Raw genomic sequence first — 24,537 nt, forward strand, 5'->3', positions numbered from 1 at the left:
TCATCGCCGGCAAATCGCGGCGGCGAACCGCAGCTCCCACAGGCTTTTCCACGTGCCCTGTGGGAGCCGGCTTGCCGGCGATAGGGCCCGTGCGGGCGACGAAGCTAGGTCATTTGTGTAACCAGCTGAGGAACCCACCCTTCTTCACAACCGCCGGTTTCTGCAACAACAGCGACTCGCGCTTCTGCCGCCGAAACCGCTGCAGTTTGGTCAGTGCCGACTTCACATCGCCGCTTTCGGCCAGACACCCACGCACCTGTTCCTTGTCGATGCGATACAGCATGCAGCCACTCAAGGCACGAAACTCGACAGGCGAGGCTTCGTCATCCACCAGGCCCTCGAGCCCGAGCACCTCGCCGGGCCCCATGCGGCCACCCTCGATAAGCCGCTCGCCATCGCGAACCGACGCCAGCACCACGCCGCGGCTGATCAGCAGCACATGCTCCGAGCGCTCGCCGATGTCGAGGATCACCTGGTCAGCGAGGTATTCCACCGTGGTCATGCGCTGGCTCAGGGCGTCGCGCTCTTCGTTGCTCAGCGAACGGAACACCCGCACTTCGTCCAGCAGCTCGCGCTGGCGGCTGCGCACCGGGGCGCCCAGCTCGGTGTTCCAGGTCACGCCGCTGGCTTCCAGGTGGCGGTGGGCGAGGTCGAACAACTGGTTGCGCACTTCGGTCTTGCGCGACATCTCGGCGATGAAGCCGCTGGCCTCGTACTCCACTGACTCCAGTGTCGAAGCCTTTACCGTGACCTTGGGCGCCGGCTTGTCCAGCAGGATGCTGGTGCCTTGCAGGGTTTTCTCCAGCGCGTCGAACACCCGTTGCGGGCGCACCTTGGCCGGCACCACCACGCTGATCGACACCCCGTGCACCTCGGCCGGGCGGCTGAAGTTGAGGATCTTGGCCTTGGCCGCCACCGAGTTGGGGATCACCGCCAGGCTGCTGTTGCCAGTGATCAGCCGGGTGGCCCGCCAGTCGATATCGACCACCTTGCCCTCGGTGCCGTCGATGGAGATCGCGTCGCCGATCTGGTAGGGCCGCGTGGTGTTCAGCACGATCCCCGAGAATACGTCGGCCAGGGTGCTCTGCAGCGCCAGGCCGATGACGATGGCCATGACCCCTGAGGTGGCCAGCAGCCCCTTGACTGGCAGTTGCATCACATAGGCCGCTGCAGCCACCACCGCGGCGAGGAAGATCAATGCCCCCAGCACATCCTGCAGCAGGCGCCCACCGTGACTGCCGCGGGCCACCAGCATTTGGCCGAACACCACGGTCACCGTGCGCGCGCCGAACAGCCACCAGCCGATCGCCAGCACCGTGGCCATCAGGTTGCGTGACACGTCGTCGGCCCAGGGTGGCGGTTGCAGCGGGCTCATGCCGGCCGTCAGCAACACCGCGCTGAACAACAGGAAGATCACCAGCCGCGTGGCGATGCGCCAGAACCTGTGCTGCAGCGGGATCAGCTGCCAGAGCAACAAGTCGAAGAAGATCAGCAAGGTGCCGAGCAACAGCGGGTACGACTGGATGAACGCCAGCATGGTGGTCTCGGTGCAGGGGAGGGCTGTGGGTAGTAATAGAGCAGGTTGGGGTGGCGGGCAATGACTGGATGCGACTTGCCCCGCGATAAGGCCAGAACAGGCAATGCCAATCTATCGTTCGTAAAATAGAACGCTAAAGCCAAATTTCACTATCTACCGCCAAAAAGGTCCTGGTTTTAATCTTCTCCCATCAACGCGAAACACCTAAACCACTGAAGATCGAAACCCAAGGAGTACCGGCAATGAACAACTTCAAATACAACCGCCTGAACAAAGACGACGCCGCCGTACTGCTGGTCGACCACCAGGCCGGCCTGCTGTCCCTGGTCCGCGACATCGAGCCGGACCGCTTCAAGAACAACGTACTGGCCCTGGCCGACCTGGCCAAGTACTTCAACCTGCCGACCATCCTCACCACCAGCTTCGAGCAAGGCCCCAACGGCCCGCTGGTGCCGGAACTCAAAGAGCTGTTCCCGGATGCCCCGTACATTGCCCGCCCCGGCCAGATCAACGCCTGGGACAACGAAGATTTCGTCAAGGCAGTGAAGGCCACCGGCAAGAAGCAGCTGATCATTGCCGGCGTGGTGACCGAAGTGTGCGTGGCCTTCCCGGCCCTGGCGGCCCTTGAAGAAGAGTTCGATGTGTTCGTGGTCACCGACGCCTCCGGCACCTTCAACGAAATGACCCGCGACGCTGCCCACGACCGCATGAGCCAGGCCGGTGCCCAGCTGATGACCTGGTTCGGCGTGGCCTGTGAGCTGCACCGCGACTGGCGCAACGATGTCGAAGGGCTGGCGGCGCTGTTCTCCAACCACATCCCTGATTACCGCAACCTGATCACCAGCTACAACGCCCTGACCGCCGGCAAGTAAGCCGCTCCGCCAGGCACCGGCCCGGTGCCTGGCCCCACCCCTTTCAGGTACGCCGCGATGAACGACAGCACCGTGGTCACGCTGGTCATCCAGCACAAGGTCCGCGCCGAAGCCCTGGCACGCTATGAAACCTGGCTGCGCCACACCGTCGGCGTGGCCCGTCGGCAACCGGGCCATCTGGACGTCAACGTGATTCGCCCTGACGACGGTGGTCGCCAGTTCACCACCGTGGTGCGCTTTGCCGAGGCCAGCCAGCTGCAGGCCTGGGTCGACTCCACCGAGCGCCAAGCGCTGGTGGCCGAAGTGCTGCCGCTGCTGGAGGAGGGCGATCAGACCCAGGTGCATGACGATCCGGAGTTCTGGTTCACCCCAAGCGCTACAGGCGCTTCGCAGCCACCGCGTTGGAAGCAGGCTGTGCTCACTTACCTGGTGATCTGCCCGATGACCCTGGTCATTCCGCAATTACTGGCGCCGCTGTTTGCCCGCTATCCGCTGTTGGGTGGCCAGATCACCGGCAACTTGATCACCAACCTGTTCGTCATCCTGCCCGTGGTGTTCTACATCATGCCTTGGGTGACCCGCCGCTGTGCCGGCTGGCTGCGCCGCTGAGCACCCGCCGTGATCCATTGCTAGGGTTTGTACGAAAAGTCGCCGAGCGGCGATCAGGTAAGGCGAAAACAGGCGAGGAAGCGGAGTTTGCTGGTTGCAAATGAGCATTCCGAGCCTGTTTTCAACGCCGCATGATCGTCGCGCAGGCACTTTTCGTACAAAGCCTATCCTTCAACCGCCTGCCGATCACCCACCCGGACGGAAAGCACCATGAGTCAGGACCCTACCGACCAGAGCCGCCGCAAGTTCCTTGCCACCAGCACCGTGCTCGGTGCCGCCGGCGCGCTGTGGAGCGCATTGCCGTTCACCGATTCCGCCCATGCCGCCCTTTCAGGAGATCCCATGAACGCCGACCTCATTTTGTTCAATGGCAAGTTGCACACCGTTGACCGCGAGAAACCCACCGCCAGCGCCGTCGCCATCAAGGACGGCAAGTTCCTCGCAGTGGGCAGCGATGCCGAAGCCATGGCCCACAAGGGCGCCGCTACTCAGATCATCGACCTCAAACAGCGCACGGTCATCCCGGGCCTGAACGACTCGCACCTGCACCTGATCCGCGGCGGCCTGAACTACAACCTCGAACTGCGATGGGAAGGCGTACCGTCCCTGGCCGACGCCCTGCGCATGCTCAAGGACCAGGCCGAGCGCACGCCGAGCCCGCAGTGGGTGCGCGTGGTTGGTGGCTGGAACGAATTCCAGTTCGCCGAAAAGCGCATGCCCAGCTTGCAAGAGATCAACCAGGCCGCGCCGGACACCCCGGTATTCCTGCTGCACCTGTACGATCGCGCCTTGCTCAACCGCGCCGCGCTCAAGGCCGTGGGCTACACCAAGGACACGCCGAATCCGCCGGGTGGCGAGATCCAGCGTGACAAGTTCGGCAACCCCACCGGCATGCTCATCGCAAGGCCCAATGCCACGATCCTCTACGCCACCCTGGCCAAGGGACCGAAGCTGCCATTGGAGTACCAGGTCAACTCCACCCGCCAGTTCATGCGCGAGCTCAACCGCCTCGGCCTGACCAGCGCCATCGATGCCGGCGGCGGCTACCAGAACTACCCGGACGACTACCAGGTGATCCAGGAGCTGGCCGACAACGACCAGCTGACCGTGCGCATTGCCTACAACCTGTTCACCCAGAAGCCCAAGGAAGAGCTCACCGACTTCAAGAACTGGACGCAGAAGGTCAAGCCGGGCGACGGCAACGACTTCTTCCGCCACAACGGTGCCGGCGAGATGCTGGTGTTCTCCGCCGCCGACTTCGAGGACTTCCTCGAGCCGCGCCCGGACCTGCCGCAGACCATGGAGCAGGAGCTGGAGCCGGTGGTGCGCCACCTGGTCGAGCAGCGCTGGCCGTTCCGCCTGCACGCCACCTACGACGAGTCGATCTCGCGCATGCTCGACGTGTTCGAGAAGGTCAACCGCGACATTCCGTTCAATGGCCTGCCATGGTTCTTCGACCATGCCGAGACCATCACCCCGCAGAACATCGAGCGGGTGCGGGCGCTGGGCGGCGGTATCGCCATCCAGGACCGCATGGCCTTCCAGGGTGAATACTTCGTCGATCGCTACGGCGCCAAGGCCGCCGAGCACACCCCACCGATCAAGCGCATGCTCGACATGGGCGTGCCGGTGGGTGCCGGTACCGACGCGACCCGGGTGTCCAGCTACAACCCGTGGACGTCGCTGTACTGGATGGTCAGCGGCAAGACTGTCGGTGGCCTGGAGCTGTACCCGGAGGGCTTGAGCCGCGAGACCGCGCTGCAGCTGTTCACCCACGGCAGCGCCTGGTTCTCCAGCGAGCAGGGCAAGAAGGGGCAGATCAAGGTCGGCCAGCTGGCGGACCTGGCGGCGTTGTCGTTGGACTTCTTCAGCGTCGATGAAGAGGCGATCAAGGGCATCGAGTCGGTGCTCACTGTTGTCGACGGCAAGGTGGTGTACGGCGCCGCCGAGTTCAACACGCTGGGCCCGGCGCAGGTGCCGGTGTTGCCCGAGTGGTCGCCGGTGGCCAAGGTTCCGGGGCACTGGCGCGCCGGGGCACCGATGGCGGCGGCCCTGCACCAGTGCGTGGGGCCGTGCGGGGTGCATGCTCACAGCCATGAGAAAGCGCGGCACTCCAGTGTGCCGGTGAGCGATTACCAGGGCTTCTGGGGCGCATTGGGCTGTTCCTGCTTCGCCTTCTGATGGCCTGATCGCGGAGCAGGTCGGGTCGCCGCATCGCCGCTCCCACGCAAGGTAACTGACCTTCGTGGGAGCGGCGATGGCGTGCTACGCCATGTCGCTGACCGCGAACTCTTCCGCCAGATGATCGATCAACGACCGCACCGATGGCAGCAGCCCGCGCCGCGACGGGAAGATCGCATGCACGATGCCGCAACGCGGGTGCCAGTCCGGCAGAATCTCCACCAGGCGCCCCGCCGCCAGGTCCTCACGCACCGCCACCCTTGGCAGGTGCGCGATCCCCACGCCCGCCACCACGAAGTGCCGCAAGGCAAACAGATCATCGGTGACCATTCGCGGCCTGTGCGGGATCACCAGGCTGCGACTCATGTCCTCGCCCTGAAAAAGCTCCCACTGGTATTCACGCTGGGCGCTGCCCCAATGGACGCTGGGCAGCTCACTGAGCTGTTGCGGGTCGAAGCCTTCGGCAAGCTGTTCGAGAAACGACGGATGCCCGACCAGGCACTGGGTGCTGTTGCTCAGCACCTTCATCACCATGTCGGTGTTCTCCAGCGGCGGGAAGCGCACCCGCAGCGCCACGTCGAAACCCTCGTGCAGCAGGTCGACGCGGCGGTTGGTGCTCTCGATGAACAGCTCCACCTGCGGGTACTTGAGCATGTAGCGGGTGAGCATCGGACCGACCCAGGAGTTGAGCAGGGTGGTCGGGCAACTGATGCGCACCAGCCCCCTCGGCTCGCTGCGGTTGCGCTCGATGATCTCGGCGGCACCCTCGGCCTCGACGCGCATGGCTAGGCAGCGGTTGTAGTAGGCCTGGCCGATCTCGGTCAGCGAGCAATGCCGGCTGGTGCGATGCAGCAGCCGTACGCCGAGGCGCTCCTCCAGGTCGGCGATGCGCCGGCTGAGCTTGGACTTCGGCATGTCCAGCGCGCGTCCGGCCGGGGCGAAGCCACCGTGCTCGACCACCTGGGTAAAGTAGTAGAGGGAGTTGAGGTCTTCCAAATGGCGATCTCCGCAGCGGTGCAGGGGGCGCAGTCTACCGGGTGGCGGTATTTACGATAAGTTTGCAGGAGCTTTTAAGGTCTTGACGGCTATCGTGCGAGGGCGGCCACGTATTCCACGACAGTTTTGCAGCGCTTGTGAGATCGAGCGCCGCTCGTGCGGCAAATCCCTGGTGAGCGACACCCATCAAGCGAGAATCGTTGGCTAGAGCATCTTCTCCAATCCGACGGCCTTGCTGATCCAGGCATTGAACCGCCGCCATATGCCGCCAGGTTCGGTTACCAATATATGGCGCTGGCCGTTGTCCTCGGTCGCCCAGACCATTTTCCCCTCCAGCAGCTTCACCTGGTAGCTCAGTGCAGGCGCCATGCCCTGCAGCGCCAGCACACGGGTATACTCGGCCAGCTCCGGGCTATCGACCATCACGCCGACCTCGGTATTCCACAGCACCGAGCGCGGGTCGAAGTTGAACGAGCCGATGAACGTCTTGCGTTGGTCGAACACCATCGCCTTGCTGTGCAGGCTTGAGTCGGAGCTGCCGTGGAAGCCCAACCGTGGCCGTGGGTCTCCAGGTTGGCGACGCAACTCGTACAACTGCACGCCATGCTCCAGCAGGGCTCGGCGGTAAGGCGCGTAACCGCCATGAACCGCCGGAACATCGGTGGCTTCCAAGGAGTTGGTCAGCAGTTTGACGGAGGTGCCGGCGTCGGCCCGACTGGTCAGATACAGCAGGCCGGGCTCGCCGGGTACGAAGTAGGCGGACACCAGGATCAACTCCTTGTGCACGTGGTTCAGGTCGGGGGCCAGTTGTTGGGTCAAGAGCAGTTGTGGGTCTGGTTCGCCGTCCGCGAGGACTTTGCTCGGGGCGTCCCACAAAGCCTGGCTGTGGGCCCAGATCAGCTCATTGCGCCAGACGTCCAGGCGCGGCTGCGACTGATAGGCCATCAGCCGGTCGTATAGCGCCTTGCGCTTGAACCGGGCCTCGGCCAGGGAAACCTCCAGGCGCTGACGGCTGATAAACAGGTCGTCGGCGTCGGGCTTGCGCCAGAGGAAGTCGCCGATGGGGCGGCTCAGGGCACTGTTCCAGTATTGGTCGAAGCTGTGCCCCAACTGCTCGGCCACGGGCCCCACGCCCAGCAGGTCTATGTCGGTGAAATTGAGGTTGGGCTCGGCGTCGAAATACTCGTCACCCAGGTTGCGACCGCCGACAATGGCCATGCTGTTGTCCACCAGGAACAACTTGTTGTGCATGCGTCGGTGCTGGCGCGACAGGTTGAACAGCCGACCTACCGCGCGAGTTGGCCCGGTACTGCGTCCCAGGTGCAGCGGATTGAATACGCGGATCTGGATGTTCGGGTGGGCAGCGAGGGTGCCCATGAGGTCGTCGAGGCCATCGCTGGTCGTGTCGTCAAGCAGGATGCGTACACGCACGCCGCGGTCGGCGGCGCGCAGCAGTTCGTGTACCAAGGCACGGGTGCTGAGGCCGTCATGGACGATGTAGTACTGCAGGTCGATGCTGGCCTGGGCGTTGCGGATCAGTTCGGCGCGGGCACGAAAGGCCTCGTTGCTGTTGGGCAGAAGTCGAAAGCCCGAGCGCCCCTCGTACGGGGCGGCCTGGCGTTGTACCGAACGGCCAAAGGCCGAGTCGGCTGCTGGCAGTGCGTGGCTGACTTCACGCGGTGTGACGACGCTGGTACAGCCCGATAGGCCAAGCAGCAGCGCCAGCAGCAGGGGCAAGGCTCGCTGGGGTCTCAAGGGTGAATCGTCCTGTGCGGCAAGGGCTTAAGAGGTTGGACCGTGGCAGGCGGGGCAAAGTTACTCGCCAGCGTGTTCGGCATCCAGTAGACGAAGGGCGGTTTCACCGACGCTGCGTACGGCGCCTTCGATCTGCGCGGTGGGCCGCGCGGCGAAATTCATGCGCAGGCAGTTGCGGTACTTGCCCGAGGCAGAAAAGATGCTGCCCACCGCGATCTGCACACCCTGTTCGAGTAAAGCGCGGTTCAGGCGCAGCGTATCGAAACTTTCCGGCAATTCCACCCACAGCATGAAACCACCCTGGGGGCGGCTGGCGCGGGTGCCTGACGGAAAATGTCGGGTTACCCAATCGCACATCTGGTCGCGGCCGCGTTGGTACTGGCTGCGCATCCGGCGCAGGTGGGGCTGGTAGTGGCCTTGCGCAATGAAGTCGGCGATTGCCAGCTGCGGCTGGCAGGCGGTGCTGCCGGTGCTGATGTATTTCATGTGCAGTACCCGCTCCAGATAGCGCCCCGGAGCCACCCAGCCGACCCGCAGGCCTGGCGCCAGGGTCTTGGAAAACGAACTGCAGAGCAGCACGCGGCCATCGTCGTCGAACGACTTGATGGTGCGCGGGCGCGGGTAGGTGTAGGCCAGGTCGCCGTACACGTCGTCCTCGAGGATCGCCACGTCGTAGCGCTGCGCCAGGGTGAGCAGGGCCTTCTTGCGCGCCTCGGGCATGATGTAGCCCATCGGGTTGTTGCAGCTTGGGGTGATCTGGATGAGCTTGATCGGCCATTGCTCGAGGGCCAGTTCGAGGGCTTCCAGGCTGATCCCGGTGATGGGGTCGGTGGGGATTTCCAGGGCCTTCATGCCCAGGCCTTTCAACGTCTGCATGGCACCGTGGAAACTGGGTGAATCGACCGCGACGATGTCGCCGGGCTCGCATACCGCGCGAATGGTGCACGACAGCGCCTCGTGGCAACCGGTGGTCACCACCAGGTCCGCCGGGCCCAGACGACACCCGGAGTCGAGCATCAGCCGGGCGATCTGTTCGCGCAGCAGGGCGTTGCCGTGGATGTTGTCGTAGTACAGGCCGGGCATATCCATGCGCCGGCTGATCTGCGCCAAGCTACGCAGCAGCGGCTTGAGCGTGGGGCTGTCGACATCGGGCATGCCACGGCCAAGCTGGATCACATCCGGGCGAGGGGTGGCGCGCACCAGCTCCAGCACCTGTTCCCACTGGGAGATATCCACAGGGCGTTGTGCGGGGCGGCTGATGGCTGGCAGGGCTGGTAGCTGGCGGTCCTCGGCGACGAAGTAGCCGGACTTGGGGCGCGGCGAGACCAGGCCGTTGTCCTCCAGAAGGCGGTAAGCCTGCTGCACGGTGCTCAGGCTGACGCCGTGCTCCACACTCAGGGCGCGCACTGACGGCAGGCGCTGGCCGGGGCGATACAGGCCCTGCTCGATGCGTGAACCGAGCAGTTCGGCGAGGTTGAAATAGAGGGTCACTGCATACTCCTGCTCAGCTGATGACCAAGGACCGGTACAGATAGGCGAAAAATACTGCATGCAGCCCTATTTTCGCCAATTCTGTATGGGAATAATAAGTCGATTTTGGCTCTGTATTGGTGCGAGGCATACCCGCATGCTGTCTCTACGTCAGGTACTTAACGGAGGACGTGGTGATGGGTGGCATGAGCGATGTGCGCTTGCAACTGTTGGCCAGTGAGCTGGAGTCGGAGCAGCGTCCCCGGGTCTTCAGCGCGCCTCAAGGCATGGGTCGTTGGGGCCTGATGCTGCATCGCTGGCGCACCCGCAGGGCCCTGTTGCAGTTGGAGGATTACCAACTGCGCGATATCGGCATCAGCTGGGAGCAGGCTCGGCATGAGGCGAGCAAGCCCTTCTGGCGTGACTAGGCCAGCTCTTTGAGTCGATACCAGAGCATTCCCAGTGCCAGCAGCGGCGAACGCAGCAATTTGCCGCCGGGGAAGGTGGTATGCGGGACCTTGGCGAACAGATCGAAGCGCCCGCTCTGCTGGCCGCTGATGGCCTCGCCGAGCAGACGTCCGGCGAGGTGGGTGGCGTTGACGCCATGTCCGGAGTAGGCCTGCGCATAGTAGACGTTGGGCTGGCTGGCCAGGCGGCCGATCTGCGGCAGGCGGTTGGCCCCGATGCCGATCATGCCGCCCCATTGGTAATCAATGCGCACATCGGCCAGTTGCGGGAACACCTTGAGCATTTTCGGGCGCATGTAGGCAGCGATGTCCTGCGGATCGCGCCCGGAATAGTGGCAGGCGCCGCCGAACAGCAGGCGGTTGTCGGCAGAGAGGCGATAGTAATCCAGTGCCACGCGCTGGTCGCATACCGCCATGTTCTGCGGCAGCAACTGGCGGGCGCGTTCCTCACCCAAGGGCTCGGTGGCGATGATGTAGCTGCCGGCGGGCAGCACCTTGCCGCCCAGTTCGCGGTTGAGGTCGTTGTGGTAGGCGTTGCAGCACAGCACCAGCGTCTTGGCGCGCACCCGGCCTTGGGCGGTATGCACCTTCACTTGCGGGCCGTACTCGATGCGGGTCACTTCCGACTGCTCGTACAAGCCGACACCCAGGCGCCTGGCCACGGCGGCTTCGCCCAGCGCCAGGTTGAGTGGGTGCAGATGACCGGAACCCATGTCGATCAGGCCGCCGACATAGCGATCAGAACCTACTACCGAGTGCATGTCGCCGGGCTGCACCAGGCGCAGTTCGTGACGATAACCCAGGCTGCGCAGTTCCTCGGCGTCCTCGGCGAAGCCTTCCAGTTCGGCGGGCTTGTTGGCCAGGTCGCAGTAGCCCCAGGTCAGGTCGCAGTCGATGCCATGGCGCTCGACGCGCTCGCGGACGATCTCCACCGCCTCCAGGCCCATCAGCTTCATGCTGCGCACGCCTTCTTCACCGATCACCGGTAGAAATTGCTCCAGACCGTGGCCGACGCCCCGGATGAGCTGGCCGCCGTTGCGGCCGCTGGCGCCCCAGCCGAGCTTGCGTGCTTCCAGAAGGATCACTGACAGTCCGCGTTCGGCCAGTTCGATAGCGGTGTTCAAGCCCGAGTAGCCACCGCCGACGATGCATACGTCGGCGCTGTGCTCGCCTTGCAGGAATGGCTGGTCAGGGTGTGGCGCGCTGCTGGCGGCGTAGTAGGAGGCGGCGTGTTGCGCGCTGTAGACCATGTGTCGTTTCCTGGGGGCAAGGCGAAAAGGCGAGGATAGGCAACCGGCCAATCGCGGGGCAAGCCCGTTCCCGCGATTGCCTTATAATCCAGCACTAATGTTCAAGATGCGCCGCTTATGTCCTGCAACCGCCACAAGATCCATTTCCTGCGCGAGCTCATCCCTTCGTTCGAGTGCGAGCCCGGCTGCCATGATTGCTGCGGCCCGGTCACCACCTCGGCCGAGGAAATGGCCCGCCTGCCGCGCAAGACCCAGGCCGAGCAGGACGCCGCGCTGGAGCGCCTGGACTGCGTGCACCTGGGCCCGAACGGCTGCACCGTGTATGAAGAGCGCCCGATGATCTGCCGCCTGTTCGGCACCACACCGCGCCTGGCCTGCCCCAGGGGGCGGGGCCCGGAGCAGCCTATCGACCCGGCGGCCGAGCAGCTGGTTCACACCTATATAGCCAGTACCCGCCAGGTGCTGGTGTAAGGCTTCAGTCCGGAATCGGCAGGCACAGGCTCTCTTTCACTTCTTCCATCACGATGTAGCTCTTCGACTCGCGCACATGGGGCAGCTTGAGCAGGATGTCGCCGAGCAGCTTGCGATACGACGCCATCTCCGAGATCCGCGCTTTCACCAGGTAGTCGAAATCGCCCGATACCAGGTGACATTCCAGTACATGGGGCAGCTTGAGTACGGCGCGGCGGAACTCCTCGAAGGTGTCGCCGGACTTGTAGTCCAGGCTGATCTCGACGAACACCAGCAAGCTGCCCTTCAGGTGCTGCGGGTTGAGCCGGGCGTTGTAGCCCATGATGATCCCCTCGCGCTCCAGGCGCCGCACCCGTTCGGTGCACGGGGTGGTGGACAGCCCGACCTTCTCGCCCAGTTCGGTGAAGGAGATGCGCCCGTCATTCTGCAGGATCCGCAGGATGTTGCGGTCGATCTTGTCCAGCTCACGCTTGCTCTGGTGATGGGTTCTCATAGGGGATGCCCCTCCGTGAAAGGCAATTTTGCCGACAATTCTCGCCAAATATAGCTGCTTATATAGTGAATAGCACTGGTCGGAGATTCTTATACTGCGCGCATCCATGCCATTTCAACAAAAGACTGCGGCAAGCCGCGTGCGAGGGATACAACAATGCGAGTTCTGGTACTTGGTAGCGGTGTGATCGGTACCGCCAGTGCCTACTATCTGGCCCGGCAAGGTTTCGAGGTGACGGTGGTCGATCGCCAGCCAGCGGTGGCCATGGAAACCAGCTTCGCCAACGCAGGCCAGATCTCGCCCGGCTATGCCTCGCCCTGGGCCGCCCCGGGCGTGCCGCTGAAAGCCATCAAGTGGCTGCTGGAGCGCCACGCGCCCCTGGCCATCAAGCTGACCGGCGACGTCGACCAGTACCTGTGGATGGCGCAGATGCTGCGCAACTGCACCGCCAGCCGTTACGCGGTGAACAAGGAGCGCATGGTGCGCCTGTCCGAGTACAGCCGCGATTGCCTCGACGAGTTGCGCGCCGAAACCGGCATTGCCTACGAAAGCCGCAGCCTGGGCACCACGCAGTTGTTCCGCACCCAGGCGCAGCTGGACGCCGCGGCCAAGGACATCGCAGTGCTGGAACAGTCTGGTGTACCGTACGAGCTGCTCGACCGTGACGGTATTGCCCGGGTCGAACCGGCCCTGGAGAGCGTGAAGGGTATCCTCGCTGGCGCCCTGCGCCTGCCCAACGACCAGACTGGTGACTGCCAGATGTTCACCACCAAGCTCGCCGAGATGGCCATCAAGCTGGGTGTCGAGTTCCGCTTCGGCCAGGATATCCAGCGCCTGGACGTCGCCGGTGACCGCATCAACGGCGTATGGATCGACGGCAAGCTGGAAACCGCCGACCGCTACGTGCTGGCGCTGGGCAGCTACTCGCCGCAGTTGCTCAAGCCGCTGGGCATCAAGGCCCCGGTCTACCCGCTCAAGGGCTATTCGTTGACCGTGCCGATCACCAACGGCGACATGGCGCCGACCTCGACCATCCTGGACGAGACCTACAAGGTCGCGATTACCCGTTTCGACAACCGCATCCGTGTCGGCGGCATGGCTGAGATCGCCGGTTTTGACCTGTCGCTGAACCCGCGTCGACGCGAAACGCTGGAGATGATCGTCAACGACCTTTATCCTCGCGGCGGCGACCTGAGCCAGGCGAGCTTCTGGACCGGCCTGCGCCCGGCCACCCCGGACGGTACCCCGATCGTCGGGGCGACCAAGTTCCGTAACCTGTTCCTCAACACCGGTCACGGCACCCTGGGCTGGACCATGGCATGCGGTTCCGGTCGCCTGCTGGCCGACCTGATCGCGCGCAAGAAGCCACAGATCAGTGCCGAAGGCCTGGACATCTCGCGTTATGGCAATAGCCGCGAGACTGCCAAGCACGGACAGCCGGCGCCTGCGCACCAGTAAGCATTCGATGCTGTTGGCCTCATCGTGGTGCGCCGATGCGACTTGCCCCACGATGAGGCCCGAAACCGATTGACCTGTTCCCTCACCCCGGCGCGGTGGGTACCTACCCCCATCTGCCGCGCCGGGGCTTTATCGATAACCAGAACTGCCAGAAGGCTGCCGCCATGCGTCCCGCCCGTGCCTTGATCGACCTCCAAGCCCTCCGACACAACTACCGCCTCGCCCGTGAGCTGACCGGCGCCAAGGCCCTGGCCGTGGTCAAGGCCGACGCCTACGGTCATGGCGCGGTGCGGTGCGCCCTGGCGCTCGAGGCCGAGGCCGACGGTTTTGCCGTGGCCTGCATCGAGGAGGCCCTGGAGCTGCGCGCGGCAGGCATCAAGGCACCCGTTCTGTTGCTCGAAGGCTTCTTCGAGGCCAGCGAGCTTTCGCTGATCGCCGAACATGATCTGTGGTGCGTGGTGCATTCGCCATGGCAGTTGGAAGCGATCGAGAAGACCTCGGTGCACAAGCCGCTGACCGTCTGGTTGAAGATGGACACCGGCATGCACCGTGTCGGCGTGCACCCCAAGGACTACGCCGATGCCTACCAGCGCCTGCTGGCCAGCGGCAAGGTCTCGCGCATTGTGCTGATGAGCCACTTCGCCCGCGCCGACGAGCTCGATGCCGCCGCCACCGCACAGCAGGTCGCTGTGTTCGAGGCTGCTCGCCAGGGCCTGGCCGCCGAGTGCAGCCTGCGCAACTCGCCGGCCGTGCTGGGCTGGCCGAGCATCAAGAGCGACTGGGTTCGCCCGGGCATCATGCTCTACGGCGCCACCCCGTTCGAGGTGGAGCAGGCCGAAGCAGCTCGCCTGCAGCCGGTGATGACCCTGCAATCGCGTATCATCAGCGTACGGGAATTGCCGGCCGGCGAGCCGGTGGGCTACGGGGCCAAATTCGTTAGTCCGCGCCCGACCCGGGTCGGCGTGGTCGCCATGGGCTATGCCGACGGCTACCCGCGCCAGGCACCTACCGGCACGCCAGTGGTGGTGGCCGGCAAACGCACCCAGCTGATTGGCCGCGTGTCGATGGACATGCTCTGCGTCGACCTGACAGACGTGCCCGAAGCCACTGTCGGCAGCCCGGTCGAGTTGTGGGGCAAGCAAGTACTGGCCAGCGACGTGGCCATGCAGGCCGGGACCATCCCGTACCAGATCTTCTGCAATCTCAAGCGCGTGCCGCTGGACTATATCGGCGAATAAAGCGCCAAAGCGGACAGGCTGCGGGGCTGTGTGTTGTAAATACTGAACGGCATTGCCATCATATCGTTCACACTCCCCCAACCTCGACCGTTTCTGGAGGCGCAAGCTTTGGACGTCGGTGAACGACTGCAAGCCATCCGCAAGCTCAAGGGCTTGTCCCAGCGCGAACTCGCCAAGCGCGCGGGGGTGACCAACAGCACCATCTCGATGATCGAGAAGAACAGCGTGAGCCCTTCGATCAGCTCCCTGCGCAAGGTGCTCAGCGGTATCCCCATGTCCATGGTCGAGTTCTTCTCGGTGGAGCTGGCCCCGGAAAGCCCGACCCAGATCGTCTACAAGGCCCACGAGCTCATCGACATTTCCGACGGCGCGGTCACCATGAAGCTGGTCGGCAAGTCGCACCCCAATCGCGCCATCGCGTTTCTGACCGAGGTCTACCCACCGGGCGCCGACACGGGGGCGGAAATGCTCACCCACGATGGCGAAGAGACCGGCATTCTTCTCGAAGGCCGCCTGGAACTGGTGGTCGGCACCGAGATCTTCATCCTCGAGGCCGGCGACAGCTACTACTTCGAAAGCACCCGCCCGCACCGCTTCCGCAACCCGTTCGAGGAGCCGGCCCGGCTGATCAGCGCCGCCACCCCGTCGAACTTTTGATCCAGCGCAGTGCATTGACGGGTCAATACCCTTTCCCTGAGTGTGGTCGTTTCACGCCTTCCAGGTTCCCGCTATACTTTTCAACGCTCGCAATTCCGTGGCCGCGGGCGTGATTAGCCACCATGAGGGTGTTCGCGTGAACCAAATCAAGAAGATGCTGGCCGTACCAGCAGCCGTATTCGCCCTTTGGGCAATGAGCGCAACCGCTGCAACCAACGACGACATCGCCAAGCGTCTCGAGCCGGTCGGCCAGGTGTGCGTCCAGGGCCAGGAATGCAAGGGCATGGAAGTGGCCGCCAGCGCCGGTGGCGGCGGTGCCAAGACGCCAGACGAGATCATCGCCAAGCATTGCAATGCCTGCCATGGCACCGGCCTGCTGAACGCGCCGAAGATCGGTGATACCGCCGCGTGGAAAGAGCGTGCCGACCACCAGGGCGGACTCGATGGCATCCTGGCCAAGGCCATCACAGGTATCAACGCCATGCCACCGAAGGGCACCTGCGCCGATTGCTCGGATGATGACCTGAAGGGTGCGATCAAGAAGATGTCCGGGCTGTGAGCCAGGCCTGACTTGTATAAAGCCCGCCTCTGATGGCGGGCTTTTGTTTTTGGGCCGATAGCCCTATTGCGAGGACGGGACAGGCAACCAACCCGCTGTGCCTTGTGTCCAACCCCTGAACCCACGGATGACTCAGGAGGCCCAGATGTATCGCTGCTCCATCGACCAGGCTGTCGAACAGGCCCTGGCCCGACTGCCCAGCCATATTCACATGGGCCTACCGCTTGGCCTGGGCAAACCCAATGCCTTCGTCAACGCGCTGTACACCCGCATCAGCGAGTTGCCCGAGCGTCGTCTGACCCTTTACACCGCCCTGTCACTTGGCCGCCCGCCGTTGGGCGATGGCTTGCAACGGCGCTTCCTTGAGCCTTTCATCGAGCGTGTATTCGCCGACTATGAGGAGCTCGCATACCTGGCCGACCTGCGTGGCGACAAGCTCCCGCCGAACATCCGTGTCGAGCAGTTCTTCATGCAGCCCGGCAGCCTGCTGCACAGCGATACGGCCCAGCAGGACTACGTCAGCAGCAACTACAGCCACGCAGCACGGGATATCAACGCCAAGGGGTTGAACCTGATCGCGCAGCTAGTGGCGGCCACGCCCGAGCGGCCCGATCACCTGAGCCTGGCCTGCAATCCCGATATCACCCTGGACCTGCTGCCGATGATCGCCCGGCGCCGTGCTGAGGGCGAGACCATCCTGGTGCTTGGCCAGGTCCATGACGAACTGCCCTACATGCCAGGGGACGCGGAACTGGGCCTGGAGCAGTTCGACCTGTTGATCGACCAGCCCGAAAGTCGCCGGTTGTTCTCAACGCCAAACATGCCGGTGAACACCCAGGACCATTGCATCGGCCTGCATGCCAGCACCCTGGTGCGCGACGGCGGTACCCTGCAGATCGGCATCGGCGCCATGGGCGATGCGGTGGCGGCGGCGCTGCTGGCACGCCAGGGCGACAACGAAGGCTATCGTGCGCTGCTCGATGAGCTGGATGTGGGCCCATGGCAGGCTCTGATCGAGCGGGAAGGGGGGCTGGATACCTTCGCCCAGGGGCTATATGGCTGCAGCGAAATGTTCGTCAACGGGTTGCTGGCCCTGGCCGAAGCCGGGGTAGTGCGCCGCCCCGCGGACGAGCACGGCGTGCTGGTGCATGGCGGCTTTTTCCTTGGCCCACGGGCGTTCTACCAGCGCCTACGCGAGACGCCGCTGGAGCAGCGCGCACGCTTCGCGATGACCGCCATCAGCTACATCAACGAGCTGTACGGCCAGGAAGAGCGCAAGCGCCGTCAGCGCCGAGATGCGCGTTTCATTAATACGGTATTCGGCATGACCTTGCTGGGGGCCGGTGTCGCCGACCAGCTCGAAGATGGCCGGGTGCTCAGCGGCGTGGGCGGGCAGTACAACTTCGTCGCCCAGGGCCATGCGCTGGAGGGCGGTCGCTCGATCCTGTTGCTGCGTAGCTGGCGCGAGGCCGGTGGTGAGGTGACCTCCAACCTTTACTGGACCTACGGCCACTGCACCATACCCCGGCACTTGCGAGACATCGTGATCACCGAATACGGCATCGCCGACCTGCGCGGGCAGACCGACAGCGAGGTGATTGCGCGGCTGCTGGCGATCAGTGATTCTCGTTTTCAGCGCGAGCTGATGGAGCGGGCCAAGTCGGCGGGCAAGCTGGCGAAGGACTTCGTGCTGGATGCGCGCTATACCGACAACACTCCCGAGCGCCTGGAGGCAACCCGCGCGCGGCATGCGCGATTGTTTCCGGAATATCCGCTGGGCAGCGATTTCACGGCCGAGGAGCGTGACTTGTTGCGGGCGCTGAATTGGCTCAAGAGCAAGTTCAAGCTGAGCGAGGTGCTGGAGCTGGGCAAGGCGGCGCTGGATGCGCCGGCGCCCGAGGCCTATGCAGCGCAGTTGGCGCGCATGGGGCTGGGGGAGCCACAGGGGCTGAAGGAGGAGTTGTACCAGCGGCTGCTGCTGGCGGGGCTTCAGGCTACCAAGCCGTGAGGCTACGTGGGAGCGGGCAAGCCCGCTCCCACGGATCCATCACTCGATGAAGGTGACCACGCCACCTTCCAGCGACTTCACCCGGGCCAGCGATTCGACGCGGTAGCCCTGGCTGTCCAGCTCGGCGCGGCCGCCCTGGAACGACTTCTCGATGACGATGCCCAGGCCGGCCACGGTGGCGCCGGCTTGCTTGATGATCGAGATCAGCGCCTGGGACGCCTTGCCGTTGGCCAGGAAGTCATCGATCACCAGCACGCGGTCGCTGCTGTTGAGGTGGCGCGGCGAGATGGCCACGGTGTTCTCGGTCTGCTTGGTGAAGGAATACACCGAGGCAGTCAGCAGGTTCTCGGTCAAGGTCAGCGACTGGTGCTTGCGGGCGAAGATCACCGGCACGCCGAGCTTCAGGCCGGTCATCACCGCCGGGGCAATTCCCGAGGCTTCGATGGTGACGATCTTGGTCACGCCGGAGTCGGCGAACAGGCGGGCGAACTCGTCACCGATCAGCTGCATCAGCGCCGGGTCGATCTGGTGGTTGAGAAACGCATCGACTTTGAGTACCTGGTCGGAAAGCACGATGCCTTCTTCGCGAATCTTCTGCTGCAGTGCTTCCACTGTGTGTCTCCGATGTAATGAGTGGCCTGTATGGCCGATTTGTAAGTCCAACTTCGGCGCCAGACTTCGTCACACTGCGTTGCCACTCCTCGCCGTAGCTGGGCTACGACTCGTCGTGTCGCCTTGTGTGCCGAACCCTGGCACTCGAATTTGAACTCACAAATCGGCCATACAAGCCACCGTGGCCGCAAATAGCGGCAAAGTTTAAGAATAATGGTTGATCAGCGTTTGAGCATTGCCCGGATATCGGCCAGGGCGTTGTTGCCGCGCGCGGCTTTCACTTCCACGGGCGCATCGTCCAGGCCTTCCCAGGCCAGGTCGTCCGGCGGCAGTTCATCCAGGAACCGGCTCGGTGTGCAATCGATGATTTCGCCGTACTGCTTGCGCTTGGCGGCGAAGGTGAAGGCCAGGGTCTGGCGCGCGCGGGTGATGCCCACGTAGGCCAGACGGCGTTCTTCCTCGATGGTGTCGGCCTCGATGCTCGAGCGGTGGGGGAGGATCTCCTCCTCCATGCCCATGATGAACACGTAAGGGAATTCCAGGCCCTTGGAGGCGTGCAGGGTCATCATCTGCACGCCCTCGGCGTTTTCTTCCTCTTCCTGCTGGCGCTCGAGCATGTCGCGCAGTACCAGCTTGCCGATGGCGTCCTCGATGGTCATGTCACCCTCTTCGTCCTTCTCGAGGGTGTTCTTCAGCGCTTCGACCAGGAACCAGACGTTGCTGATGCGGAACTCCGCGGCCTTGTCGCTGGCGGTCTGCTGGCGGATCCAGTTCTCGTAGTCGATGTCGCGGATCATCTCGTGCAGCGCGGCGATCGGGTCGTCCAGGGCGACTTTGTGGCGTACCCCGTCGAGCCAGTGCTTGAAGCGCTGCAGGCGCTCGGTGTAGCGGGCGTCGAGGTGCTCGCCCAGGCCCATCTCCTCGCTGGCGGCGTACATCGAGATGCCGCGCTCGGTGGAATAGTTACCGAGCTTTTCCAGCGTGGTCGAGCCGATTTCGCGGCGCGGCACGTTGATCACGCGCAGGTAGGCATTGTCGTCGTCGGGGTTCACCAGCAGGCGCAGGTAGGCCATCAGGTCCTTGACCTCCTGGCGGCCGAAGAAGCTGTTGCCGCCGGACAGGCGATACGGCACCTGGTGGTGCTGCAGCTTCAATTCGATCAGCTTGGCCTGGTAGTTGCCGCGGTAGAGGATGGCGAAGTCGCTGTACGGGCGGTTGGTGCGCAGGTGCAGGGTGAGGATTTCCATGGCCACGCGTTCGGCCTCGGCTTCCTCGTTCTTGCAGCGGATCACGCGGATCTCGTCGCCGATGCCCATCTCGCTCCACAGCTGCTTTTCGAAGGCATGCGGGTTGTTGGCGATCAGCACGTTGGCGCAGCGCAGGATGCGGCTGGTGGAGCGGTAGTTTTGCTCGAGCATGACGATCTTCAGGGAGGGGTAGTCCTCCTTGAGCAGCATCAGGTTCTCGGGGCGGGCGCCACGCCAGGCGTAGATCGACTGGTCGTCGTCGCCGACCACGGTGAACTGGTTGCGCATGCCGATCAGCATCTTCACCAGCAGGTACTGGCTGGCGTTGGTGTCCTGGTATTCGTCCACCAGCAGGTAGCGCACGCGGTTCTGCCAGCGTTCGAGCACGTCGGGGTGTTCCTGGAACAGCTTCACCGGCTGCAGGATCAGGTCGTCGAAGTCCACCGCGTTGAAGGCCTTGAGCGTGCGCTGGTAGTGGGTGTAGACGATGGCCGCGGTCTGCTCGCGCGGGTTGCGCGCCTTTTCCAGGGCCTCGGGCGGCAGGATCAGGTCGTTCTTCCAGGCACCGATCATGTTCTTGATCTCGTCGATGCCGTCGTCGCCGGAGTATTCCTTCTGCATGATGTCCGACAGCAATGCCTTGATGTCGGACTCGTCGAAGATCGAGAACCCCGGCTTGTAGCCCAGGCGGTCATGCTCCTTGCGGATGATGTTCAGGCCCAGGTTGTGGAAGGTGCACACGGTCAGGCCACGGCCTTCCCCCGGACGCAGCAGGGTGGCGACTCGCTCCTTCATCTCGCGCGCGGCCTTGTTGGTAAAGGTCATGGCGACGATGTACTGGGCACGGATGCCGCAGTTCTGGATGAGGTGGGCAATCTTGCGCGTGATCACGCTGGTCTTGCCGGAGCCTGCACCGGCGAGCACCAAAAGAGGGCCGCCGACGTAGTCGCGGGCTTCCTGTTGCCGGGGATTGAGTCGGGACATGCTAGAAACCGGGGGTAACCAGAAAATAGCCGCGCATTCTAGCAGGCATGGGCTGGTTAATGCGCGACCGTCTGACGTTGTGATGCAGGGCGCGAATCGGATTTGCCGCATCTGCTACTTTCGCGCAGGATGCACGTCAGATTGCGTCGGGATGGCGGCCAGGGACAGGCAACGACTAAAAGTGAAAATCATTTCCAATTAATCGGGTAGGATTGCCCGCGCTCGCCGTTCCACCGCCCACATCTAAGGAGCCCGCTTGTCCACGCCTGTCGAACCCCTGCGTTTGCTGCTGTTGGCTGATGAGCCGGAGTGGGCCGTGCACCTGCGCGAATGCCTGCAACCGATGGGTGGCAGCGTCGTGCTGCTGACCGCGCCGAACTGGGCGGCGGTGGACAGCCTGTTCGCCAACGACCGTCAGGCCGTGGTGCTGGCGACGCCCGAGCTGCAGCCCGCGCCGGGGCGTTGCGAGCTGCCGACGATCCTGCTGCTCGAGCAGGAACCGGCCAGCGCGCCGCTGGGCGCCAGCGACTGGCTGGTGCTGGCGCAACTGACCACCGACACGCTGCGTCGGTCGCTGCGTCACGTGCGTGAGCGCGGCGTGCTGGTGGCCACCCTGCAGCGCCTGGCCGAACAAGACCCGCTGACCGGCATCGCCAACCGCCAGGGCTTCCAGGCCTTGCTGACCGCACGTTTGGCCGAGAACGAAGGGCGTGGCCTGGCCCTCGGCCACCTCGACCTGGACAACTTCCGCCACGTCAACGACGCCCTCGGCCACCAGGGGGGCGATCGCCTGATCCTGCAGGTGGTCGCCCGCCTGAAGCACCAGCTGGAGGCAAGCGACCAACTGGCGCGTCTGGGCAGCGACGAGTTCGCGTTGTTGATCGACACCCGGCGTGATCCCAACCGCGCCGAGTGGATGGCCGAGCGCATCACCGAGGCGCTCACCGAGCCCTACTGGATCGACGGCGAGAGCCTGCTGCTCGGTTGCAGCCTCGGGATCGCCCATGCCCGCGCCCAGGCCGGCGCCGACCCGCTGATGTGGCACGCCCACATCGCCATGCGCCAGGCCAAGGGCAGCCAGGGCTGCACCTTCCACGTATTCAATGAGCGTATCAATCGCAACGCCCGCAGCCTCGCCGACCTGGAAAGCGAGTTGCGCCGCGCCCTGCGCCGCGACGAGCTGGAGCTGCACTACCAGCCGCGGCTCAACCTCGCCGACGGCCGTATCGTCGGGCTCGAGGCGCTGGTGCGCTGGAACCATCCCGAGCGCGGCCTGCTGGCGCCCAGCGAGTTCGTGCCGCTGGCCGAGCAGAGCGGGTTGATCGTGCCACTGGGTTACTGGGTGATCTCGCGGGCCCTGAGCGATATGCAGGCCCTGCGCGAACGTGGCCTGGCACCGCTGCACATGGCGGTGAACCTGAGCTTTCGCCAGTTCCAGGACAGTCAGTTGCTGGCAACCCTGAGCCGGCTGATCGTCGAGCACGGGGTCGATGCGCGCTGGCTGGAGTTCGAGCTGACCGAGACCGCCGTGATGCGGCGCAACGAGTTGGTGCGCCAGACCATGGATGCCCTCGGGCGGCTGGGGGTGCGTTTCTCGCTGGATGACTTCGGCACCGGCTTTTCATCGTTCGTGCACCTGAACAGCTTGCCGATCACCTTGCTGAAGGTCGATCGCAGCTTCGTCGGCGGCATGGAGCAACGCGAAGAGAACGCCAAGCTGGTCCACGCGATGATCAACCTGGCGCACAACCTCAACCTGGAGGTGGTGGCAGAAGGTGTGGAGAGTGAGGAGCAGCTGGCGCTGCTGCGGGCGTTCGGTTGCGACCAGGTGCAGGGCTTCCTGGTCAGTCGGCCGTTGCCGGTGGAGGCGTTGATCGAGTACCTGTTGCAGGTGCCGGCTCCGGGCCTGGTGCAGACCCTTTAGCCCCCATCGCCGGCAAGCCGGCTCCCATAGGTTTTGTGCCGTCCTTGTGGGAGGTGGCTTGCCGGCGATGCGCCGCGTCAGCGGCGCCTGTCGCCTTTGGATCAACCGGCGAGCATGCGCCCGGTCTCCTCCAGGTTCTCGTGCCAGCTCAGCGCCTCGCGCAGGATATGCGGGGTATGCCCGCCACGCTGGCAGGCGCGCTCGAAGTAATCGTTCAGCGCGGCGCGGTAGTCCGGGTGCACGCAGTTGTCGATGATCACCCGGGCGCGCTCGCGTGGCGCAAGGCCGCGCAGGTCGGCCAGGCCCACCTCGGTCACCAGGATGTCCACGTCGTGCTCGGTATGGTCGACGTGACTGACCATCGGCACCACGCTGGAAATCGCGCCGCCCTTGGCGATTGACTTGGTGACGAAGATCGCCAGGTGGGCGTTGCGGGCGAAGTCGCCCGAGCCGCCGATGCCGTTCATCATCTTGGTGCCGCAGACGTGGGTGGAGTTGACGTTGCCGTAGATGTCGAACTCCAGCGCCGTGTTGATGCCGATGATGCCTAATCGACGCACGACTTCAGGGTGGTTGGAAATCTCCTGCGGACGCAGCACCAGCTTGTCCTTGTAGCGCTCCAGATTGCCGAACACATCGGCATTGCGTCGGCTCGACAGGGTGATCGAGCTGCCCGAGGCAAAGCTCAGCTTGCCGGCGTCGATCAGGTCGAAGGTCGAATCCTGCAGCACTTCGGAGTACATGGTCAGGTTTTCGAACGGCGACTCGATCAGGCCGCACATCACCGCGTTGGCGATGCTGCCGATGCCGGCCTGCAGCGGGCCGAGGTTGTTGCTCATGCGGCCGGCGTCCACCTCGCCCTTGAGGAAGGCGATCAGGTGGTCGGCGATGCCTTGGGTCTCGTGATCCGGCGGCAGCACGGTGGACGGCGAGTCTGGCTGGTCGCTGATGACGATGCCAACGATCTTCGCAGGGTCGATCGGGATCGCAGTGCTGCCGATGCGGTCGTCGACCTTCACCAGCGGGATCGGCGTGCGGGTCGGACGGTAGGTCGGGATGTAGATGTCGTGCAGGCCTTCGAGGTTGGCGTTGTGCGACAGGTTGATCTCGACGATGACCTGCTTGGCGAAGATCGCGAAGCTGGCCGAGTTGCCCACCGAGGTGGTCGGCACGATATGGCCTTGCTCGGTGATCGCCACTGCCTCGATGACCGCGATGTCCGGCAGGGTCAGTTGCTTGTTGCGCAACTGCTCGACGGTTTCCGACAGGTGCTGGTCGATGAACATTACCTTGCCGTCGTTGATGGCCTTGCGCAGGGTGCTGTCGACCTGGAACGGCATGCGCCGGGCGAGTACGCCGGCTTCGGTCAGTTGCTTGTCCAGGTCGTTGCCCAGGCTGGCGCCGGTCATCAGGCTGATCTTCAGCGGCGACTGCTTGGCGCGCTCGGCCAGTGCGTGGGGCACGGCCTTGGCTTCACCGGCGCGGGTAAAGCCGCTCATGCCGACGGTCATGCCATCCTCGATCAGGCCAGCGGCGTCAGCCGCACTCATTACCTTGCTGTGCAGCGAGGACAAGCGGATACGATCACGGTACATGGATTGTTATCTCAGGCTACTGAAGCTACTGGAAGCGCAGTCTAGAGATTTCGCCCGGTGCCGTCCCGCGACCATGGTCGTATGAGCGGCCCGGAAATAGAGCCGTTGATCTGGATCAGGCAAATGCGACAAACCCCGGAAATGGCTTCCCGGG

Annotated in this window: 20 protein-coding genes; 11 read left to right on the plus strand and 9 right to left on the minus strand. The window is 64.1% G+C overall.

Annotated features, from left to right (window positions below):
- Positions 1–109: 109 nt before the first annotated feature.
- Positions 110–1,537: a mechanosensitive ion channel family protein gene (locus OH705_RS01700; RefSeq protein WP_267300721.1), complete on the minus strand. Its 1,428-nt coding sequence runs from the start codon at positions 1,535–1,537 to the stop codon at positions 110–112.
- A gap of 242 nt (positions 1,538–1,779) precedes the next feature.
- Between OH705_RS01700 and ycaC the strand changes: the two genes are divergently transcribed.
- From ycaC to OH705_RS01715, 3 genes are all read left to right on the plus strand, one after another.
- Positions 1,780–2,409 (plus strand): isochorismate family cysteine hydrolase YcaC, encoded by a 630-nt coding sequence (ycaC, locus tag OH705_RS01705; protein ID WP_046853656.1) that lies wholly within the window; start codon positions 1,780–1,782, stop codon positions 2,407–2,409.
- 57 nt (positions 2,410–2,466) lie between these two features.
- Positions 2,467–3,018 (plus strand): antibiotic biosynthesis monooxygenase, encoded by a 552-nt coding sequence (locus OH705_RS01710; protein WP_038707131.1) that lies wholly within the window; start codon positions 2,467–2,469, stop codon positions 3,016–3,018.
- A gap of 210 nt (positions 3,019–3,228) precedes the next feature.
- Positions 3,229–5,199 (plus strand): amidohydrolase, encoded by a 1,971-nt coding sequence (locus OH705_RS01715; protein WP_267300722.1) that lies wholly within the window; start codon positions 3,229–3,231, stop codon positions 5,197–5,199.
- Between the two features lie 84 nt (positions 5,200–5,283).
- Here OH705_RS01715 and OH705_RS01720 read toward each other — a convergent pair whose 3' ends face one another.
- The 3 genes from OH705_RS01720 to OH705_RS01730 form a co-directional block, all read right to left on the minus strand.
- Positions 5,284–6,195: a LysR substrate-binding domain-containing protein gene (locus OH705_RS01720; RefSeq protein WP_023630246.1), complete on the minus strand. Its 912-nt coding sequence runs from the start codon at positions 6,193–6,195 to the stop codon at positions 5,284–5,286.
- Between the two features lie 204 nt (positions 6,196–6,399).
- Positions 6,400–7,950, minus strand: a complete 1,551-nt coding sequence (locus OH705_RS01725; RefSeq protein WP_031314943.1) for a phospholipase D family protein — start codon at positions 7,948–7,950, stop codon at positions 6,400–6,402.
- Positions 7,951–8,010: 60 nt separating this feature from the next.
- On the minus strand, positions 8,011–9,441 hold the full coding sequence (locus tag OH705_RS01730) for a PLP-dependent aminotransferase family protein (protein ID WP_023630244.1): 1,431 nt from the start codon (positions 9,439–9,441) through the stop codon (positions 8,011–8,013).
- Positions 9,442–9,617: 176 nt separating this feature from the next.
- On the opposite strand from OH705_RS01730, the gene OH705_RS01735 reads away from it, so the two are divergent.
- A complete protein-coding gene (locus OH705_RS01735; protein ID WP_031314941.1) occupies positions 9,618–9,848 on the plus strand; it encodes a DUF1127 domain-containing protein in 231 nt (76 codons plus the stop codon).
- Here the strand turns inward: OH705_RS01735 and OH705_RS01740 are convergent.
- Entirely contained in the window at positions 9,845–11,137 is a 1,293-nt protein-coding gene (locus OH705_RS01740; protein ID WP_267300723.1) for an NAD(P)/FAD-dependent oxidoreductase, read from the minus strand. The two genes, OH705_RS01735 and OH705_RS01740, sit on opposite strands and share 4 nt — an antisense overlap.
- 117 nt (positions 11,138–11,254) lie before the next feature.
- Between OH705_RS01740 and OH705_RS01745 the strand changes: the two genes are divergently transcribed.
- Positions 11,255–11,608, plus strand: a complete 354-nt coding sequence (locus OH705_RS01745; protein ID WP_023630241.1) for a YkgJ family cysteine cluster protein — start codon at positions 11,255–11,257, stop codon at positions 11,606–11,608.
- Between the two features lie 4 nt (positions 11,609–11,612).
- On the opposite strand, the gene OH705_RS01750 is transcribed toward OH705_RS01745, so the two are convergent.
- Complete coding sequence (locus tag OH705_RS01750) at positions 11,613–12,101, minus strand: Lrp/AsnC ligand binding domain-containing protein (protein ID WP_267300724.1); 489 nt, start codon at positions 12,099–12,101, stop codon at positions 11,613–11,615.
- 156 nt (positions 12,102–12,257) lie between these two features.
- On the opposite strand from OH705_RS01750, the gene dadA reads away from it, so the two are divergent.
- The 5 genes from dadA to OH705_RS01775 all read left to right on the plus strand — a co-directional run bounded on the left by dadA (position 12,258) and on the right by OH705_RS01775 (position 18,021).
- Positions 12,258–13,559, plus strand: a complete 1,302-nt coding sequence (dadA, locus tag OH705_RS01755) for a D-amino acid dehydrogenase (RefSeq protein WP_094010769.1) — start codon at positions 12,258–12,260, stop codon at positions 13,557–13,559.
- A 164-nt stretch (positions 13,560–13,723) separates the two neighbouring features.
- Positions 13,724–14,797 carry an alanine racemase gene (alr, locus tag OH705_RS01760; protein ID WP_038707133.1) on the plus strand — a complete coding sequence of 358 codons (1,074 nt, stop codon included), beginning with the start codon at positions 13,724–13,726 and terminating at the stop codon, positions 14,795–14,797.
- Positions 14,798–14,905: 108 nt separating this feature from the next.
- Positions 14,906–15,454 carry a cupin domain-containing protein gene (locus OH705_RS01765; RefSeq protein ID WP_023629132.1) on the plus strand — a complete coding sequence of 183 codons (549 nt, stop codon included), beginning with the start codon at positions 14,906–14,908 and terminating at the stop codon, positions 15,452–15,454.
- 154 nt (positions 15,455–15,608) lie between these two features.
- Positions 15,609–16,013 (plus strand): c-type cytochrome, encoded by a 405-nt coding sequence (locus tag OH705_RS01770; RefSeq protein WP_038707641.1) that lies wholly within the window; start codon positions 15,609–15,611, stop codon positions 16,011–16,013.
- Between the two features lie 145 nt (positions 16,014–16,158).
- Positions 16,159–18,021: an acetyl-CoA hydrolase/transferase C-terminal domain-containing protein gene (locus OH705_RS01775; RefSeq protein ID WP_094010768.1), complete on the plus strand. Its 1,863-nt coding sequence runs from the start codon at positions 16,159–16,161 to the stop codon at positions 18,019–18,021.
- 39 nt (positions 18,022–18,060) lie between these two features.
- On the opposite strand, the gene OH705_RS01780 is transcribed toward OH705_RS01775, so the two are convergent.
- Positions 18,061–18,633 (minus strand): xanthine phosphoribosyltransferase, encoded by a 573-nt coding sequence (locus OH705_RS01780; RefSeq protein ID WP_011536381.1) that lies wholly within the window; start codon positions 18,631–18,633, stop codon positions 18,061–18,063.
- A 221-nt stretch (positions 18,634–18,854) separates the two neighbouring features.
- Positions 18,855–20,864 carry a DNA helicase Rep gene (gene rep / locus OH705_RS01785; protein WP_023629135.1) on the minus strand — a complete coding sequence of 670 codons (2,010 nt, stop codon included), beginning with the start codon at positions 20,862–20,864 and terminating at the stop codon, positions 18,855–18,857.
- A 256-nt stretch (positions 20,865–21,120) separates the two neighbouring features.
- Here rep and OH705_RS01790 point away from each other — a divergent pair, with 256 nt between their 5' ends.
- Positions 21,121–22,788: a putative bifunctional diguanylate cyclase/phosphodiesterase gene (locus OH705_RS01790; protein ID WP_267300726.1), complete on the plus strand. Its 1,668-nt coding sequence runs from the start codon at positions 21,121–21,123 to the stop codon at positions 22,786–22,788.
- 101 nt (positions 22,789–22,889) lie between these two features.
- Here OH705_RS01790 and OH705_RS01795 read toward each other — a convergent pair whose 3' ends face one another.
- On the minus strand, positions 22,890–24,383 hold the full coding sequence (locus OH705_RS01795) for an acetyl-CoA hydrolase/transferase family protein (protein ID WP_023631270.1): 1,494 nt from the start codon (positions 24,381–24,383) through the stop codon (positions 22,890–22,892).
- Positions 24,384–24,537: the final 154 nt, after the last annotated feature.

Origin of the sequence: Pseudomonas sp. BJa3 (assembly GCF_026343815.1) — a bacterium.
Taxonomy (GTDB): Bacteria; Pseudomonadota; Gammaproteobacteria; order Pseudomonadales; family Pseudomonadaceae; genus Aquipseudomonas; species Aquipseudomonas soli.

Coding starts and splice junctions, on each gene's coding strand:
- OH705_RS01700 (WP_267300721.1), bottom strand. CDS start 1,537: ATGCTGGCGTTCATCCAGTCGTACCCGCTGTTGCTCGGCACCTTGCTG.
- ycaC (WP_046853656.1), top strand. CDS start 1,780: ATGAACAACTTCAAATACAACCGCCTGAACAAAGACGACGCCGCCGTA.
- OH705_RS01710 (WP_038707131.1), top strand. CDS start 2,467: ATGAACGACAGCACCGTGGTCACGCTGGTCATCCAGCACAAGGTCCGC.
- OH705_RS01715 (WP_267300722.1), top strand. CDS start 3,229: ATGAGTCAGGACCCTACCGACCAGAGCCGCCGCAAGTTCCTTGCCACC.
- OH705_RS01735 (WP_031314941.1), top strand. CDS start 9,618: ATGGGTGGCATGAGCGATGTGCGCTTGCAACTGTTGGCCAGTGAGCTG.
- OH705_RS01740 (WP_267300723.1), bottom strand. CDS start 11,137: ATGGTCTACAGCGCGCAACACGCCGCCTCCTACTACGCCGCCAGCAGC.
- OH705_RS01745 (WP_023630241.1), top strand. CDS start 11,255: ATGTCCTGCAACCGCCACAAGATCCATTTCCTGCGCGAGCTCATCCCT.
- OH705_RS01750 (WP_267300724.1), bottom strand. CDS start 12,101: ATGAGAACCCATCACCAGAGCAAGCGTGAGCTGGACAAGATCGACCGC.
- dadA (WP_094010769.1), top strand. CDS start 12,258: ATGCGAGTTCTGGTACTTGGTAGCGGTGTGATCGGTACCGCCAGTGCC.
- alr (WP_038707133.1), top strand. CDS start 13,724: ATGCGTCCCGCCCGTGCCTTGATCGACCTCCAAGCCCTCCGACACAAC.
- OH705_RS01770 (WP_038707641.1), top strand. CDS start 15,609: ATGCTGGCCGTACCAGCAGCCGTATTCGCCCTTTGGGCAATGAGCGCA.
- OH705_RS01775 (WP_094010768.1), top strand. CDS start 16,159: ATGTATCGCTGCTCCATCGACCAGGCTGTCGAACAGGCCCTGGCCCGA.
- rep (WP_023629135.1), bottom strand. CDS start 20,864: ATGTCCCGACTCAATCCCCGGCAACAGGAAGCCCGCGACTACGTCGGC.
- OH705_RS01795 (WP_023631270.1), bottom strand. CDS start 24,383: ATGTACCGTGATCGTATCCGCTTGTCCTCGCTGCACAGCAAGGTAATG.